Raw genomic sequence first — 15,352 nt, 5'->3', positions numbered from 1 at the left:
TAATGGATTTGTGTATGGTTTAATACAGGAGAACTAAGATGTCTATGTTGGACAGCATAATCGCGGCGGCCGAGAAGTACAATTCTTCGGATATCCATTTGAGCGCAGGCAGGAAACTGCGGCTCCGAATTAACGGGTCTCTGCATGCGATGGGAGGTGAGGAATCTGTCCTGAGCGAAGAGACTGTTCGAAGCATTATGGATCAGACTCTGAAGGAGAGCCAAAAGCAGCGATGCCAGAAACTGCTCGAAGAAAACGGCTCTGTTGACTATTCATACGAAACCGAATACAACGGCAAACCAATACGATACCGTATGCAGGTGTACACCTCCATGGGCAAGCCTGCCGCTGCAATGCGCAGAATCAGCTATAAGATACCCTCCTTCGAAGACCTCAACCTCCCCCCTATCTACAGGAAAGTGATGGAGAACCCCGAACAGAAAGGTATTGTGATTGTGGGCGGGGAAACAGGAAGCGGTAAATCCTCCACCCTTGCCGCAATGATAGGTTATCTCGGCAGATACCCCGAGAAACACTTAGTAACTATCGAAGATCCGGTGGAATACGTGTTTCGAAATACCAAGGGGCTTATCCACCAAAGAGAGCTGGGGCTGGATTTCAAAAACTACGCTCAGGCACTTCGAGCTGTGCTGAGAGAAGACCCAAACGTGATTATGATTGGCGAAATGCGAGACGCTGAAACCGTGCATGCAGCTATTATGGCAGCGGAAACCGGACACCTCGTGCTCACTTCTCTGCATACAGCAACAGCAGCGTGGACATTCAGCAGAATCCTCAACTTCTTCACCGAAGCCGAACACGATGCGGTAAGGCTGAACCTCAGCTACAACCTGCTCGCTATTATGAACCAGATGCTGCTGCCCTCTGAGAAGAAGGGGTTTGGAGTGGTACCGGCCACGGAAGTGTTTGTGAATACCCCTTCAGTAAGGCAGTATCTCAGGGATGAGGAAAAGGAATCACAGCTTTCTGATGTAATCAAAGACGGAAGCGACGGAATGCACAGCTTCAATATGTCTCTGGCAAGACTCATCAACGAAGAGCATATCGGCGTTTCAAGCGCAAAGGCATATTCTCACCACCCAGAAGAACTCGAAATGCTCATCAAGGTTACAAATAATGAGTAAAAATCAAATTTGAAACAAAATTATTTAAAAAACATTGAACAAAACGCTATCATATGATAGTATCATTGGTTAGAGGTTGCTGGCTATGGGATTCGCTGAAGCAGCAGATTTTCTCAGGATATTCAAGGGATGTTTAGAGCTTGGCAGATATGTAATTGCCGACAGGCAAGATAATTCCCAATTCCTGATTGATTCCGGAATGCTTGTCGAAGAAAGAAGAGAGGTTCTTTTTTCAATAAAGCCTGAAAATTATATCTCAGGTCCTGATAAACACCATACAGAACATAACACTCAGGTATGGATATTCGGACAGCACTGGCAGGACTTGGAAATATATATAAAGATAGGGCTTAAAGAGGTTAAAATGGGCCATTCTGCAGTTGTGATTTCTTTTCACAAAGCAGAGCGGAAGATCCGTTATCCTTTAAAACAGGGAGACTAATTGAGATGAGTAAATTTTGTTTCAAATGCGGCGATTTTCGTGATACGTTTACAAAAACTGTGAGCGAGAGTTACAAAATTCGCGGTGAAAACATAGAAATAGAAGTGGATAGGGAATTCTGTTCAAAGTGTTCTGAGATGCTGGGAAGCGATAAGCAGGACGCCGAGATTCAGCTGAGGCTCTATTCGATCTACCGAAAAAGGGCAGATCTGCTGAGCCCTGAAGAGATTAGAAACATTCGCTCCGGATACGGCCTGAGCCAGAGGTCTTTTGCTAATCTGCTCGGGATGAGCGAGGCAACAATAAACCGCTATGAGAGAGGTGCTTTACAGGATAAAACTCATGACAACCTTATAAGAGCGTGTAAATCTGCTGATTATGTACGGGATCTATTAACCCGAAACGGCAGCCAGCTCAGCAGCTGGCAAAAAGAAAAAGCGAACAAAGCAATTAATAACGGAGCCGGAAAACAAATTTTTACGGAAGACTTTAATGAACAATGTTTTCCAAATGAAATTTCTTTAATAACAGGATATAGAAATTTCAGCTATGAACGCTTTAGCAAAGCGGTAATTTTTTTATGCAGTGAAATGGGAGAGGTTTGCACAACAGTATTAAATAAGCTTCTGTTCTATGCAGATTTTATTTGCTTTGCAAAATCCACTGTTTCACTTACAGGAAGTGCATACAGAAGACTTATATTTGGTCCTGTTCCTTCCGATTATGATGGGGCCTTTAGCAGAATGGTAGATGACAAACTAATTAAAAGCGAAGAGGTGGAATTCGATAACGGCATTTGCGGCTTTTACTTCAGCACATCTGAAAGTTCAGAAGACTTAAAGTCTGTATTTTCCAAAAGTGAAATTAAGGTGCTGGAATTCATAGCCAATAAATTTAAGGGAATGAAAGCCAAAGATATATCTGATCTTTCACACAAGGAAGATGCATGGCTTCATACCAATGACAGAGATTTGATTACTTATGATTATGCAACCAATTTGAAAATTACTATGCCGGACTAAAACAATGAACTGCGATTTGCATCAAAAATAATGAAAAACTCTGAAAACAATACAAATGCGGCCTCCCTTGCAGCGGCAACCTCAATAAGAACCTTGAAGTTCATCATAGGCACTGTTCTCGGGCTTGTTGGCTCAGGTTTTACCACCCTTTTCTTTCTGCGTTCCACTCAGGGCTGTTTAGATGATTTCACAATGCTCATAGTATATCTAATAAGGATAATCTTTCTTTATTTGATTTGCCTCGCAGGGGCAGGGGCTTTTAAGCTTGTGTTCCGTAAATCAAGATTTTTGATAGTTTACGACAGTGCAATCCTCTATTTCCTGTTTGCTCTTCTTTTCGGAACAGCCGCATCTCTGCTGCATGAAGGAATACTTCTCTTGAGTATGGATTATGAAGGTGGGGAAGGAGTTTGGCTTATAGCTTCTGGGATTTTTTCAGGATTTGCTGTTTTTGCAGGATTAACTTATATTTTCTCTGTTTTCAAAAAGGCTTGGGCGGATTCAAAGGCAGAAGACGTTTAGTATGATATTTGCCGCACCTGCTCAATTCTCTATAATAGCTTGTTTTGGATAAAGAAGATTATGCTTTTGAATTCTGAAGCAGCGATTTTTTAGAGCTTTTATGAAAGGCGATTCTATGAATTATAAAACTGCGGCCTTATTTTCCTTATTGATCTTGCCGGTATTTGCATTTGGTTTGCCGGATCCTCCCGGGCAGGTTGAAGTGGGCAAGAAAGCGGAAAACGAGGCGTATCTTTTCGCCCATATGATGCACGGCGATTATGGGGAGCTTTATTACTCTGTTAGCACAGACGGGCTGAACTGGGAGCTGCTTAACGACGGGAAGCGTGTTTACGAGCCCTACCACGGCCACGCCGATATATGCAAAGGCCACGACGGGCGTTATTATATCGTGGGCAATGAAAGCGACCCCTCGCCGGATATAAACTTCTGGGTATCAGATGATTTGATCGACTGGGAGTTTTACAGCAGGCTCGATCCAAACCTCGAAGAAACGCCCAACTATGACAAAGCAATGCAGCGAATCGGAGCGCCGAAGCTCTTCTACGACAAGGCCTCGAGCCAGTATCTGCTCACTTGGCACACGCCGCACAGAGGCGTTGACCCGAGCCTCCCTGAGCCGTACTGGGCGAGCCAGCGAACGCTTTATCTGCTCTCCGAAGACCTCAAAGAGTTCAAATCCCCGCCGCGCAGGCTGTTCAACTCTTGGGATATGGCCACAATCGACACTATCATCCGTAAAATCGGGGGGCGGTATTTCGCAATAATCAAAGATGAGCGATACCCCACTCTGGACTGGCCTACCGGCAAAACAATCCGTATTTGCAGCTCGGATTCACTGCTCGGGCCATACTCCAAGCCCTCCGAGCCGATAAGCCCAAATTTCAGAGAGGCCCCAACGCTAATCCCCTCGCCGGACGGAACGGCATGGTATCTATACTACGAACAGTATCCGGGAGTTTCATACGGGCTTTCTGTGGCAGATTCGATGGATGGGCCTTGGTATCAGATCTCCGGCTATACCAACCACAAAAACTGGGATAAATACTCCCTGCCCGAAAAAGTTCGGCACGGATGTATGATTACAATAAGCAAAAGAGAATACAACAGGCTCGTAAGACATTTCGGCAAGTAAGCCTACCGCCTGCTGAAAAAAATATCTGATATCAAGGGATATTTGCCTTAATCAGCAAACTGCAGCCGGCTTTTTAACAACTGCCGGCATTGGCGAGAAAGGTTTTGTTTGAAAAAAAACCGGCTTCGTGCATAATTGAACGAACTTAAGTGTATGCGAGACGATTGCAAAGGCATGAGGCTGTCTCGCTTTTTTTATTTTATTCACAATATATTTTGGAGCCGCTTAAATGCAGAAATCTTTAATTATAATAAAGCCGGATGCTGTGCAGCGGGGGCTGTGCGGCGATATAATCAAACGTTTTGAAAACAAGGGCCTCAAGCTTGCCGCTTCTAAATTTATGCTCGTTAGCAGGGAAACTGCCGAAAAGCATTATGCAGTACATAAAGACAAGCCTTTTTACGAAAAGGTCTGCAAATATCTCGCATCATCGCCCGTGCTTGTGATGGTATGGCGGGGTAAAGATGCTGTGGAGCTGGCCAGAAGGGTTATCGGGGCAACATCACCCTTTGAAGCCTCGCCCGGAACTATCAGGGGCGATTTCTCCCTGAGCAAAACCTGCAACCTCGTTCATGGGTCTGATTCGGTGGAAACGGCGAAATACGAAATCCCGCTTTTCTTCTCGGAAGAGGAGGTTCTCAGCTACGACCTCTGCACAGACGACTGGCTGGATGAATAGCGAAAAAAACAACAGCTGCTTCGGCAGCTTTTTTTATGCGCAATTTTCTTGAGCTTCGGACGGCATATTTTATACTGTTAAGCAGGATTATTTAGGAGTAAATCAAGAAATATGTTTACAGGTTTAGTTCAGCAGACGGGCCGGATTGAGGGGGTTTCCCAAACCTCCGGCGGAGCATTACTGAAAATTCATACCGGCAAGCTGTCAGATCAGATATACGAGGGAGACAGCGTATCAGTTAGCGGGGTATGCCTTACCGCAGCGGAAAAAAACGGCAGCAGCTGGAGTTTTGATGTTAGCAGTGAAACCCTCAGACTTTCCAATATCCAGCAGAAAAGCATTGGAAGCGAGGTGAACCTCGAGCTTGCAATGAGCGCCTCGGGCAGGTTTGGCGGGCATATAGTTCAGGGGCATATCGACGGGCTCGGCAGACTAGAAAGCGCCGAGAAAAAGGGCGATTTCTATGAAATATCAGTGAACATCGGCCCGGAAATCTCAGAAATGCTCCTAAAAAAAGGATCTGTTAGCGTGGAAGGGATAAGTCTTACGATAGCCGAGCTGAACGAGGCAGGGTTTAGCTGCGCTGTTATTCCGGAAACTTGGCAGAGAACAAACCTCAAAACACTTCTCAAGGGCAGCCTTGTAAACATCGAGACTGATATGATAGTGCGAGCGGTTAGAAAGCAGATTGAGGTGCTTACGGGGACGAAAGAAAACGGGCTTACGATAGAAAAGCTGAGGGAGATGGGCTTTTAGACTGGTTGAGATATGAATGTAAGATTTGTTACAGGAAGAAGCGGGGCAGGCAAAACGAGACTTTGCATTGAAGAAATTGTGAGGCTTCTTGAGGATAAAAACGATTCAAGAAAGCTGATCTTCCTTGTGCCCGAGCAGGCGAGCTATCAGATTGAGGAGGCCGTGCTCAAGCGATGCACCGCCGGGGCGTACAACAGGCTCAGCGTGGTTTCATTCTCAAGGCTCTCTTACTGGATCCTCCGCGAGAACAGATCGCTGGAAACAATCAGCAAATCCGCAAAACGTATGATACTCCTTCGGATTTTGCAGCAGAATGCCGGCAGGCTCAGCATATTCTCCGACATTTCCGCTTCAAGGCTCAATGCAGAAGAGCTTGAAAAGCTTATAGATGAATTCTACGCAAGCGATTTATCCCCCCTGGATTTGAAAACAGCAGCCGAGGATCTCAAGGAAAAGCAAAACCTCTACACCTACCAGAAGTTTTCTGATATAGCTTTTATCTACGATGAATTCATCAAATTCATCCAAAACCGCTACAGAGACCCAGACGCATACTTAACAGAGCTCGTAAGCGAGATTCCGAAAAGCAGCTTTGCAGAAAACTCACTTCTCTGGGTAGATGGGTTCTCCGGTTTCAGCGCAGCGGAAAGGGCTGTGCTGAGGCAGCTCGCAGGAAAGGCGGAGAAAACAACAATAACCTTCTGCGCAGACCCGCAAAACCCGAACAATCCTGTATTTTCACCCTCCAACAACACCCTTGCCCGCCTCGAAAAAGATTTCAAAAAGGCAGGCGGGTTTGACCCCGAATACATAAAACTAACCAGCGGGGGCAGATGGAAAAACGGCTCAGAAATGCTTAAAAGGCTCGAAGAGGGCCTCGCTGCAGGCAGGGAAGAGCCGATAGAAAGCGAGGAGATTAAAACAGCAAGCCCCGAATCAAAAAGAGATGAGGTTGTGATAGCGGCTGAAAAAATCGTTTCTATGGCCGCTTCCGGCGAGTTGGGCTTTGAGGATATCGGGATTATCACACCAAACATCTCGAAATACGAGAGACACCTTCGCGAGGTGTTTGCTGATTACGGCATCCCGCTTTTTATAGACAGAAACCAGCCGCTTCAGGAGGATGTCTTTGCAAAATGCATCCTAACTGCCCTTACCTTTATCACCTCCGGCTGGAAGACTCCTGAACTGTCGGCGTATTTGAAAAATCCCTGCTCGCCCGTTAATTTCATGGCCGCTGTTTCCATAGAAAATCAGCTTATGACAAGAGGCATTGAAGGCAAAGCCGCACTTAACCATCTTGATAGTTACGAAAAACTCAGACCCCTCTTGGAATTTGCCCGAGTCTTCAGCAGCTGTAAAGAAACTTCAATTGAAGAATTTACGCAGGCAGTGGAGGCCTTCATTTCTTCTCATTCAGCAAGCGAGAGCGAAGAGGGCTTTGTATTCACAGAGGCCGCCGAGAAAATACTGCGGGAAATGAACCTCGCCTTCAAGGGCTGCGATATAGAGTTTGCAGAGCTTTTGAATATATTCCGAAGCGAGGTTTTGGGCTATAATACGGGCAAAATCCCCGCAGGCAGGGAAGAAGTTACAGCGGGAGACGTAAGCCGCGCGAGAAAGCCCGAGCTGAAGGCGCTGTTCATAATGGGTGCGCTGCGGGGCGATTTCCCAGCGGGCAGGCCTAACGAAGGCGTGCTCAGCGAACTCGACCGCCAAAGCGCCGCTGATGAGGGGCTGGATATCTCCCGCCCGCTTCAGGAAATGGCAGACTCCGAGAAATACCTCAACTACATAGCCCTCACAAGGGCAAGCGAAAGGCTTTTCGTTAGCTTCCCGTCAGGCAGCGATTCAGAAGGGCCAGCAGATATTCTCAGATACCTAACGCCAAAAAATCATAAGCCTGCAAAAAATTATACCTCCCTTTCAGAGCTCCGTTTGCCAAGCAGTGTGCTTCAGGAAAGGCTCTCAGCCCTTATCGCCTCGGAAAGGCTAACACTTGCAGATGCTGCAAGCCAGCTCGAATCGCAGGAGGTTTTCCAAAGAGCAGCCTCATACGACAACAGCGTTGAGCTCACTTGCAAAACCGTGCGTGATTTCTATAAGGGCAGGAACGATATCTCTGTAACCGCTTTGCAGGATTATGCAAAGTGTCCGTTTATGTTTTTCTGCGGCAGGCTCCTCAGCTTAGAGCCGAAAAGATTCGCCGCCTTCGACCCGCTCACTCAGGGCAATTTTATACATAAGGTGATGGATGCTGTTTCCAAAAGGCTGCTTGAGCAGGGACAGGGCTTCGAGCTGCCTGTTTCGGATCTGATGAACCTTGCAGACGACTGCATTAAAAACCTCATGGAAGGGAGCAGAGAATTCCAAGCATCAGACAAACATGCTGAATTCGTGCTCGAGACTCTAATAGAAAAAGCGAAAAATTTGATCCTGATCTGTCATAAGATTGCTGATTTGAGCAGATTCAAACTTGCAAACTCTGAAGTAAATTTCTCCAGCGAGACAAACTCCCTCAAGCTATACGAGGATTCAGAGCTCTGTATTTATATGGAGGGCTTTATAGACCGCTATGACCTATACGAACACACCTGCGGCTATAAACTTGCCCTCGCCTTAGACTACAAGCTTTCTTACCATAAACGAAACATACAACAAATAATACACGGGCTTGATATTCAGCTCCCGCTGTACTGCAAGGCGCTCGAGAAGATGGGCTTTAAGCCGGCAGGCTTCTTGTATATCGGCGCAAAACCCAACTCAGACAGCAATATAAAGATCGAAAAAATCGCAGACAGGCAGGTGAAGATAATCAAAACCTCCGGCCTTATAAACGAAGATTACTGGACGTTCTTTGAAAGCCTCGCCGAGAAAGAAAAAAGCTGCGTATTCAACCTGCATGTTAAAAAAGACGGAACTCTTGCCAAAAGCACAGACGTTCTCAGCTCTGGGCATTTCAAGAAACTGCTGAATATGTGCCTTCAAACAGCCAGGGATGCAGCCGCTAAAATAGTTGATGGGCAAATAGAGGTTATCCCCGCAACCACTACCAACAAACTTCCCTGCGAATACTGCGATTTCTGGCCTGTATGCAGATACGAAGAGCTGTTTAACTCCTCCAAAGCCCTGGAGGGGAAAAGCACTGTTGATCAGCTGAAAACTGTTCTTGATGAGAGGATAAGCTAAATGAGCGCCAACTGGACAAATCAGCAGAAGGATATAATAAGCTCACAGGGCACTGTTTACGTAACCGCTTCTGCGGGCACTGGGAAAACGGCTGTGGTTATCGAGAGGGTTCTGGAATTTATATGTTCGGGCGGCTGCTTAGATGAGCTTCTGCTGATAACGTTCACAAACGCCGCTGCGGGCGAGATGAAGGAAAGGCTCTTAGGCAAACTAAGGCAAAGGGGCGCAAATTCCAGCGAAGATATTAGAAAACACATACTCGCACAGCTTCAGCTCATTGATGCCGCACAGATCAGCACTATACACTCATTCTGCTCAAAGATTGTGAGCAACTATTTCTTCAAGGCAGGCGTGTGCGCATCCTACAGAATATCCCACGGCTCGGAAATAAAAGTTCTCCAGAAAGAAGCGCTGCAGGAAACAATGAACGAGGTTTGGGAAAATCCTGACCTCGCACGCCCTGCCGCTGAGCTGCTTGAAAACCGAGACGCCAATATCTCAAGCGATCATTCAATCTTAGCTGAGGTCATTAAGATAAGCGATTACTGCAGCAGCCTGCCTGCTCCGGAGGAATGGGTTTCTAATTGCAGCAGCCCTGAAGACCCAACCAACGAGCTTGCCAAAAAAACAAATATTTCCCGCTTCGCATTCGGCGAAATGCTAAAAATATACCGCCGAAAGTTTGCAGAGAAGAAACGGGCAATGAATGTGCTTGATTATTCAGACCTCGAGCATTTCGCCCTGAAAATCCTCTCAGATGAAGAATCTGCAAGGCAGATTAAAACGCAGTACAGGCAGATTTATGTGGATGAATTTCAAGACACAAGCGGAATTCAAAACAGGATAATAGACCTGCTCGCAAACGACAACATCTTCCTCGTGGGCGATATCAAGCAAAGTATCTACGGCTTCCGAAACGCAAGGCCTGATCTCTTTGCTGAGAAGATCAGCAAAAACCCTGAAGCAGCAAAATCGCTTTCAAATAATTTCAGGTGCAGGCCGGAAATAATCAGCTTTGCAAACGATGTGTTCAGCGAAATTATGCAGCCGCCTGAATCGCTCGTTGACTACAAAGGGGAGCATATGCTCGAGGCTGCGGCCGAATTTCAGTCATTCAGCCTTCCCGGAAAGCCCTGCGAGCAGTTTTTCATTGCTACAGAAAGCAACGCTCCAAGGAAAAGGGAGCTGAATGCCATACTAACCGCTCAAAAGGTGCGTGAGATTCTAAGCGAAGGAGAGATTTACGAAAATCAGTCTCCTCAGAGCCGCAGAAAAATAAAAATGAGCGATATCGCAATCCTAAAGAAAGACCTTAAAGAGTACAGCACGTATGTAGAGCAGTTTCGGCAGGCAGGCATTGAACTGAAAGTTTTGGGAAGGGCTGAGCTCAAGGCATCCATCGAATACATCGATATTTTATCGATGCTTAAATTCCTCAACAATCCCACCGATCAGGTTGCCATGGCTGCAGTTATGCGAAGCCCGTTCTATCAGTTCTCGGAAGATCAGATGCTTCAGGCCGCTGTTTCAAGCACTGGCGGAAAACTAAACATTCAGGCAGTGGAGCAGTTTGCAGAAGGCTCAGGGGAAATGGCGGAAAAATTCGCAGCATTCCTTGAAGACACAAAATCGCTCAGAGAGCAGATTCACTCTTTAGAAATCCCTGAGCTGGTTTGGAAAATCATAAACCACAGAAACTACCTTGCCTTTGCCTCCTCCATCAGCGGAGCAAGCTTCAGAAGGGATAATCTGCTCAAGCTCCACAGCCTCGCCTGCGATTATCAGGATTTAAGCTCTGGGCAAGGGGCTGCGAGCCTCCCGGGCTTTATTGAATTTCTCGATAAGCTCACAGACAAGGACATAGGGGCGGGGACCCCGCCCGGAGGCGATGCCGTATCGCTGATGACTGTGCACGCAAGCAAGGGTCTCGAATTCCCCGTGGTGATCCTGCCGGACCTCGATAAAGGTCCGAAAAGCGACAACTCGCAGGTGATTATGAGCGAGAAACTGGGGCTCGCAATCAACTCAGACAACACTACAAAAGAAAAAACGCCCCTCTACGATAAGATCAGCCAAGAAAACAGCCTTGCCCGGATTGATGAGGAAAGAAGGATTTTATACGTTGCAATGACACGCGCCAAAGAAAAGCTCGTTCTCATAGGCGCCGATAAACAGGCCGACAAAACCAATTCTAAGAGCTTCTGGAACTGGATTTATCCTTGCAGTGAACCGAAATTTTACAGCGAAAGCGAGATTAAAGATATTGCAAAGAATCTCAGAGCACAAAAAGAAAAGGCTGCCTCAAGCGAGCAGCTCGACTTGAAAGGCATCACAGACCGCTGCTCCATTACAGACAAAATCGTTAATCCCGAATCAGGGCCTTTGAAGATATCCGCCTCGCAGGTTGGCCATAAAGAATTCAAGCCCTCCCCCGTTTTCAGCTCGGCTGCACCGGAAGAGCAAACTGAGGCAGACCCGAGACAGAAGGGCTCGGCTGTGCATCTGGTTTTCGAGAGGGTTATAAAATCAGGCCGTTTTGAAGGAATTGACTATGTGCGGAATATCTATCAGAATCTCGCCGACGAAGGCCTCATAGAGAAAGAAATGCTCACCGAGAATGATCTAAGCTCAATCTGCGGATTTTTCAACACCTCTGCCGGCAAAAATTCCCTGCAAAATACAAGCATGAGCGAATGGCCGTTTACCGCATACATCGAAGCTGAAAAGCTTGGAATACAGGGAGATCAGAAAGTGATCGTGCAGGGAGTGATAGACCTTGTGATAGAAAACGAAAATGATTTCGAAATCATAGACTTCAAAACAGACAAAGTATCAGAGGAACAGCTCAGGGAAAGAGCGGAGGTGTATAAAGGCCAGCTCACAGCCTACGCAATCGCCGCTGAAAAGATCCTCGATAAGCCCGCCTCAGCAAGAAGACTCTATTTCGTTAAAAATGGTAAAATGCTGGATATCTGAAGCCCTGTTTTCCTGAGAAAATTTGCCGACTGTTAGCTTAAAACTTCTTAAATTTGCGGAAGTTTTCACATAACTCTAACCGCTGAGTAATTTGTAATCTCCTTAAAAACCTTTATGAAGCTGCTGTCAATCCGGCTAACCAAAAACAAATCCTTTCCTGAAAAAAAGCGAAAATTACGCTAACCCAACTTTATCCCAATCCAAATCATTCATTCGAATTTAGGAAACATCCCTGAATATCATTGCCTTCGGTCTGTCGGGTTGGCAGGCCTTAAAGTTTTTACTTTTCTACAATTTACAGTTTTATTTATGGAGTTTCTTAAATGAATCTTATCAAAAAATCTCTTATGCTGCTCGTTGCAGCAGGCGCAGCGGTTTTCGCTGCAAGCACTCCGTCTTCTGCCTACAAGGCTGAAGCCGACACCAACAAGGACGGCGTTGTAAACAACCAAGACCTTTCGGAAATGGCTTCAAGCTGGCTCGGCGAAGATGAAGGGCCGAAGTATGTCTTCTGCTTCATTGGCGATGGTATGGCAAGCCCCCATATCCACGCAACTGAAGCTTACCTCAAGCAGAAGGTTCAGGCAGACGATCCTGACGGCGATCTCGGCGCCGGAAGCCTTGGAACTGCTGGTTCAGAGCTTCTTACTATGAGCCAGCTTCCTGTGATGGGTATGCAGAGAACTTACGCAGACAACCGCTTCATCACCGGCTCTGCAGCCGCTGCTACCGCCTTCTCCTGCGGGCACAAGACCAATATCAACACAATCAGCATGGACCCGGAGCACACGATGGACTACGTTACGATCGCTGAAGCAGCCAAGGACAAAGGCATGAAAGTTGGTATCGTTTCGAGCGTATCAATCGACCATGCTACCCCTGCCTGCTACTACGCTCACAACGAACACCGCGGAAACTACTGGGACATCGCCAATCAGCTCTCTGAATCCGGCTTTGACTACTTCGGCGGCGGCGGAATGAAAGGCGAAAGAACAAGCGGAGGCAATCGTAAATACGCCCCGGGGCAGCCAGCTGCGGATGCTTCAAACTGCCCAATCCAGCACGCTATGGACAACGGCTACACAGTATGCGAAAATAAGGCAGAGCTTGAAGCTGCTGCTCCGGGCCAGAAGGTTTTCGCCTACAGCAAAGACTACATCGACGGTTCTTGGGCTCTTCCATACGATATAGACAGAGACCCTGCAGACGCCTCTATCGCTGATTACACCTCAGAAGGAATCAGACTGCTGGACAACGAAAACGGCTTCTTTATGATGGTTGAAGCCGGGAAGATCGACTGGGCGTGCCACGCCAACGATGCTGTTACAGCTATAAAAGATACCATCGCTTTCGATGAAGCTGTTGCACAGGCCTATGATTTCTACCTCGACCACCCTGAAGAAACGCTCATCGTTGTTACAGGCGACCACGACTGCGGCGGTATGACCCTCGGCGCCGCTGGTACAGGCTACAACACATACTATGAAGTATTCGAAAACCAGACAATGTCTTGCGATGCCTTTGTAGCAGGCCCGCTTGCAGACCACAAGGCTGCTTACGGACAGGATCCTTGGAACAACGCTATCGATATGAATCAGGACATCAAAGACAAAATTGAAAATGCCTTCGGCCTTGATTACGATGCAGTATCAGACTTCGACAGAACACAGCTTGAAAATGCATACGATGAGACAATGGGCGGAAACGCCGTGCCAGACAACAACGAAAACTGGCAGCTCTACGGCTACTACGACCCGCTCAGAGTTACCGTTACCCACATTATGAACCGCAATGCCGGCCTTGCTTGGACATCTTACAGCCACACTGCTGTTCCAGTACCGGTAATGGCTGTTGGCTCAGGACAGTGGAAATTCGACGGCTACTACGAAAACACCGCTATCGCTGATAAAATCGCCGATATTATGCAGGTTAGTCTTGAAGAAGCGGCTCAGTAATCACTGAGTAAACCAAAACGAATCGAGAGCGGGGCAGCGGGCTCCGCTCTTTTTTTGCGCTTGAGGAAAAGCCGAAATCTCCCGCAGAAACTCTCCAGCTTGTACTCCAGCCTTGTGTTTTTGTGAGTGGGTCTATGGTGCAGAACAAGGAGGCACAAAGGCGTGCAAGCTTCTTTTGGAGTTATTCCTGCAGGGCCTTTTCGATCTTTTGAACGATTTTTTTATCCATCGGGCTGGTTCTTGAGCCGAAGTAGGCAATTGTGTTTCCTGCCCTATTTATGAGGAACTTGTTGAAATTCCATGTGATCTTGTGGGCATTTTCCCCGCTTTGGCTTTTGTCTGTGAGGTAGTCGTAGAGGGGATGAATATCCTTGCCTTTTACCGAAATCTTTGAGAACATCGGGAAGGTAACGTTAAATTTGCTCGTGCAGAAGTTTTTGATCTCGGCATTGCTGCCCGGCTCCTGATTGGCAAAGTTGTTGGCGGGGAAGCCGAGAACTGTGAAGCCCTCGTCCTTGTATTTCTCGTAGAGCTCTTGGAGCTCTGCATATTGTTTCGTAAACCCGCATTTGCTCGCAACATTAACCACCAGAACCACCCTGCCCTGATATTCCGAGAGAGAAACCGGGCTGGAGTCTATATCGTTCACTGTAAATGAGTATAGTCTGTTTTCCATAACTGCGCAGTATAACGAAGTGCGGGCGGTAATGAAAAGCTTTTTTTCTTTATTTGAAGCAAAACAGAGATTTGATGGCCTCTCGGGGGTATCAATCGTAAGGATCTGTTTGCCTTCGGGATTGAAAGCCATAACTTTTTCGTTTGTGATATAGAGATTCCCTTGGCTGTCGAGAGTCATGCCGTCTGAGCCGAATTCAACGAAAAGCTTCTTCTCGCTGAGCGTACCGTCTGGTTTTGGCTTATAGGAGTAGGTTTTTCCTGCGCCGGCATCTGCCACGTAGAGAAGGCTGCGGGCCGGGTCTCCAACTATACCGTTGGGGCGAACCATATCATCTATCACGCGGATGGGTTTGCTCTTATCCGGAGGAAGATAGTAAACGTGTTCGCCGTCTTGGGGGAGATTGTCTCTTCTGCCGTAGCGGGGGTCTGTGAAGTAAATCCCGCCCTCGGGGGTAAGCCAGAGATCATTGGGGCTGTTGAAGGGCTTTGATTTGTACTCGCCGGCCAGAGTTTTGATGTTTTTCTCTGGATCAATGCTTGCCACTTTTCCAGCAGAGCCCATACACGCAATAAGATTTCCCGATTCATCGAATGCAAGCCCGTTTGCACCTTTGCTGCCTTTGAGGAAGGTTTTCAGCTTCCCCTCGTCGGTGTATATATGAATTTTGTTGTTTGGGATGTCTGTGAAGAAGATGTTTCCGTTTGAGTCTGCCGCAGGCCCCTCGGTAAATGCGAATGAATCTGCAAGTTTTTTCAGCTTGTAGGGTTTTTGGTGCTCGCCGGAGCTTTCGGCTAGCAGAAAAGCTGGAATGAGGGCTGCAAACGTTATGATGGCGAGTTTTCTGGCAAACAT

The 15,352-nt window shown here is 47.1% G+C and carries 11 protein-coding genes; 10 read left to right on the top strand and 1 reads right to left on the bottom strand.

From position 1 onward, the window contains the following. Positions 1-38 precede the first annotated feature (38 nt). The 10 genes from STSP1_RS07340 (at position 39) to STSP1_RS07295 (ending at position 13,821) form a co-directional block, all read left to right on the top strand. Positions 39-1,145: a type IV pilus twitching motility protein PilT gene (locus STSP1_RS07340; RefSeq protein WP_085755733.1), complete on the top strand. Its 1,107-nt coding sequence runs from the start codon at positions 39-41 to the stop codon at positions 1,143-1,145. A gap of 85 nt (positions 1,146-1,230) precedes the next feature. After that, on the top strand, positions 1,231-1,587 hold the full coding sequence (locus STSP1_RS07335) for a hypothetical protein (protein WP_085755732.1): 357 nt from the start codon (positions 1,231-1,233) through the stop codon (positions 1,585-1,587). Between the two features lie 5 nt (positions 1,588-1,592). Continuing rightward, positions 1,593-2,609, top strand: a complete 1,017-nt coding sequence (locus STSP1_RS07330; RefSeq protein ID WP_085755731.1) for a type II TA system antitoxin MqsA family protein — start codon at positions 1,593-1,595, stop codon at positions 2,607-2,609. 30 nt (positions 2,610-2,639) lie between these two features. After that, positions 2,640-3,131, top strand: a complete 492-nt coding sequence (locus tag STSP1_RS07325; RefSeq protein WP_085755730.1) for a hypothetical protein — start codon at positions 2,640-2,642, stop codon at positions 3,129-3,131. 115 nt (positions 3,132-3,246) lie between these two features. Next, positions 3,247-4,266, top strand: coding sequence for a glycoside hydrolase family protein (locus STSP1_RS07320; RefSeq protein WP_118158589.1), 1,020 nt, complete (start codon positions 3,247-3,249; stop codon positions 4,264-4,266). Between the two features lie 229 nt (positions 4,267-4,495). After that, positions 4,496-4,945 carry a nucleoside-diphosphate kinase gene (gene ndk / locus STSP1_RS07315; RefSeq protein ID WP_085755728.1) on the top strand — a complete coding sequence of 150 codons (450 nt, stop codon included), beginning with the start codon at positions 4,496-4,498 and terminating at the stop codon, positions 4,943-4,945. Positions 4,946-5,056: 111 nt separating this feature from the next. After that, on the top strand, positions 5,057-5,701 hold the full coding sequence (locus STSP1_RS07310; RefSeq protein ID WP_085755727.1) for a riboflavin synthase: 645 nt from the start codon (positions 5,057-5,059) through the stop codon (positions 5,699-5,701). A gap of 12 nt (positions 5,702-5,713) precedes the next feature. Beyond that, positions 5,714-8,890 carry a PD-(D/E)XK nuclease family protein gene (locus STSP1_RS07305; RefSeq protein WP_085755726.1) on the top strand — a complete coding sequence of 1,059 codons (3,177 nt, stop codon included), beginning with the start codon at positions 5,714-5,716 and terminating at the stop codon, positions 8,888-8,890. Beyond that, the gene (locus tag STSP1_RS07300) at positions 8,891-11,866 is read left to right on the top strand and encodes a UvrD-helicase domain-containing protein (protein ID WP_085755725.1); all 2,976 of its coding nucleotides are present in this window, start codon (positions 8,891-8,893) and stop codon (positions 11,864-11,866) included. A 323-nt stretch (positions 11,867-12,189) separates the two neighbouring features. Then, positions 12,190-13,821: an alkaline phosphatase gene (locus tag STSP1_RS07295; RefSeq protein WP_085755724.1), complete on the top strand. Its 1,632-nt coding sequence runs from the start codon at positions 12,190-12,192 to the stop codon at positions 13,819-13,821. A 181-nt stretch (positions 13,822-14,002) separates the two neighbouring features. Here the strand turns inward: STSP1_RS07295 and STSP1_RS12340 are convergent, their stop codons facing one another. Further along, positions 14,003-15,352, bottom strand: a complete 1,350-nt coding sequence (locus STSP1_RS12340; protein ID WP_118158573.1) for an SMP-30/gluconolactonase/LRE family protein — start codon at positions 15,350-15,352, stop codon at positions 14,003-14,005.

Origin of the sequence: Sedimentisphaera salicampi (assembly GCF_002117005.1) — a bacterium.
Classification (GTDB): Bacteria; Planctomycetota; Phycisphaerae; order Sedimentisphaerales; family Sedimentisphaeraceae; genus Sedimentisphaera; species Sedimentisphaera salicampi.
This window is presented reverse-complemented; position numbering and strand designations above follow the sequence as displayed.

Excerpts from the sequence above, each read along its gene's own strand:
- STSP1_RS07340 (WP_085755733.1), top strand. The coding sequence starts at position 39 with ATGTCTATGTTGGACAGCATAATCGCGGCGGCCGAGAAGTACAATTCT.
- STSP1_RS07335 (WP_085755732.1), top strand. The coding sequence starts at position 1,231 with ATGGGATTCGCTGAAGCAGCAGATTTTCTCAGGATATTCAAGGGATGT.
- STSP1_RS07330 (WP_085755731.1), top strand. The coding sequence starts at position 1,593 with ATGAGTAAATTTTGTTTCAAATGCGGCGATTTTCGTGATACGTTTACA.
- STSP1_RS07325 (WP_085755730.1), top strand. The coding sequence starts at position 2,640 with ATGAAAAACTCTGAAAACAATACAAATGCGGCCTCCCTTGCAGCGGCA.
- STSP1_RS07320 (WP_118158589.1), top strand. The coding sequence starts at position 3,247 with ATGAATTATAAAACTGCGGCCTTATTTTCCTTATTGATCTTGCCGGTA.
- ndk (WP_085755728.1), top strand. The coding sequence starts at position 4,496 with ATGCAGAAATCTTTAATTATAATAAAGCCGGATGCTGTGCAGCGGGGG.
- STSP1_RS07310 (WP_085755727.1), top strand. The coding sequence starts at position 5,057 with ATGTTTACAGGTTTAGTTCAGCAGACGGGCCGGATTGAGGGGGTTTCC.
- STSP1_RS07305 (WP_085755726.1), top strand. The coding sequence starts at position 5,714 with ATGAATGTAAGATTTGTTACAGGAAGAAGCGGGGCAGGCAAAACGAGA.
- STSP1_RS07300 (WP_085755725.1), top strand. The coding sequence starts at position 8,891 with ATGAGCGCCAACTGGACAAATCAGCAGAAGGATATAATAAGCTCACAG.
- STSP1_RS07295 (WP_085755724.1), top strand. The coding sequence starts at position 12,190 with ATGAATCTTATCAAAAAATCTCTTATGCTGCTCGTTGCAGCAGGCGCA.
- STSP1_RS12340 (WP_118158573.1), bottom strand. The coding sequence starts at position 15,352 with ATGTTTGCCAGAAAACTCGCCATCATAACGTTTGCAGCCCTCATTCCA.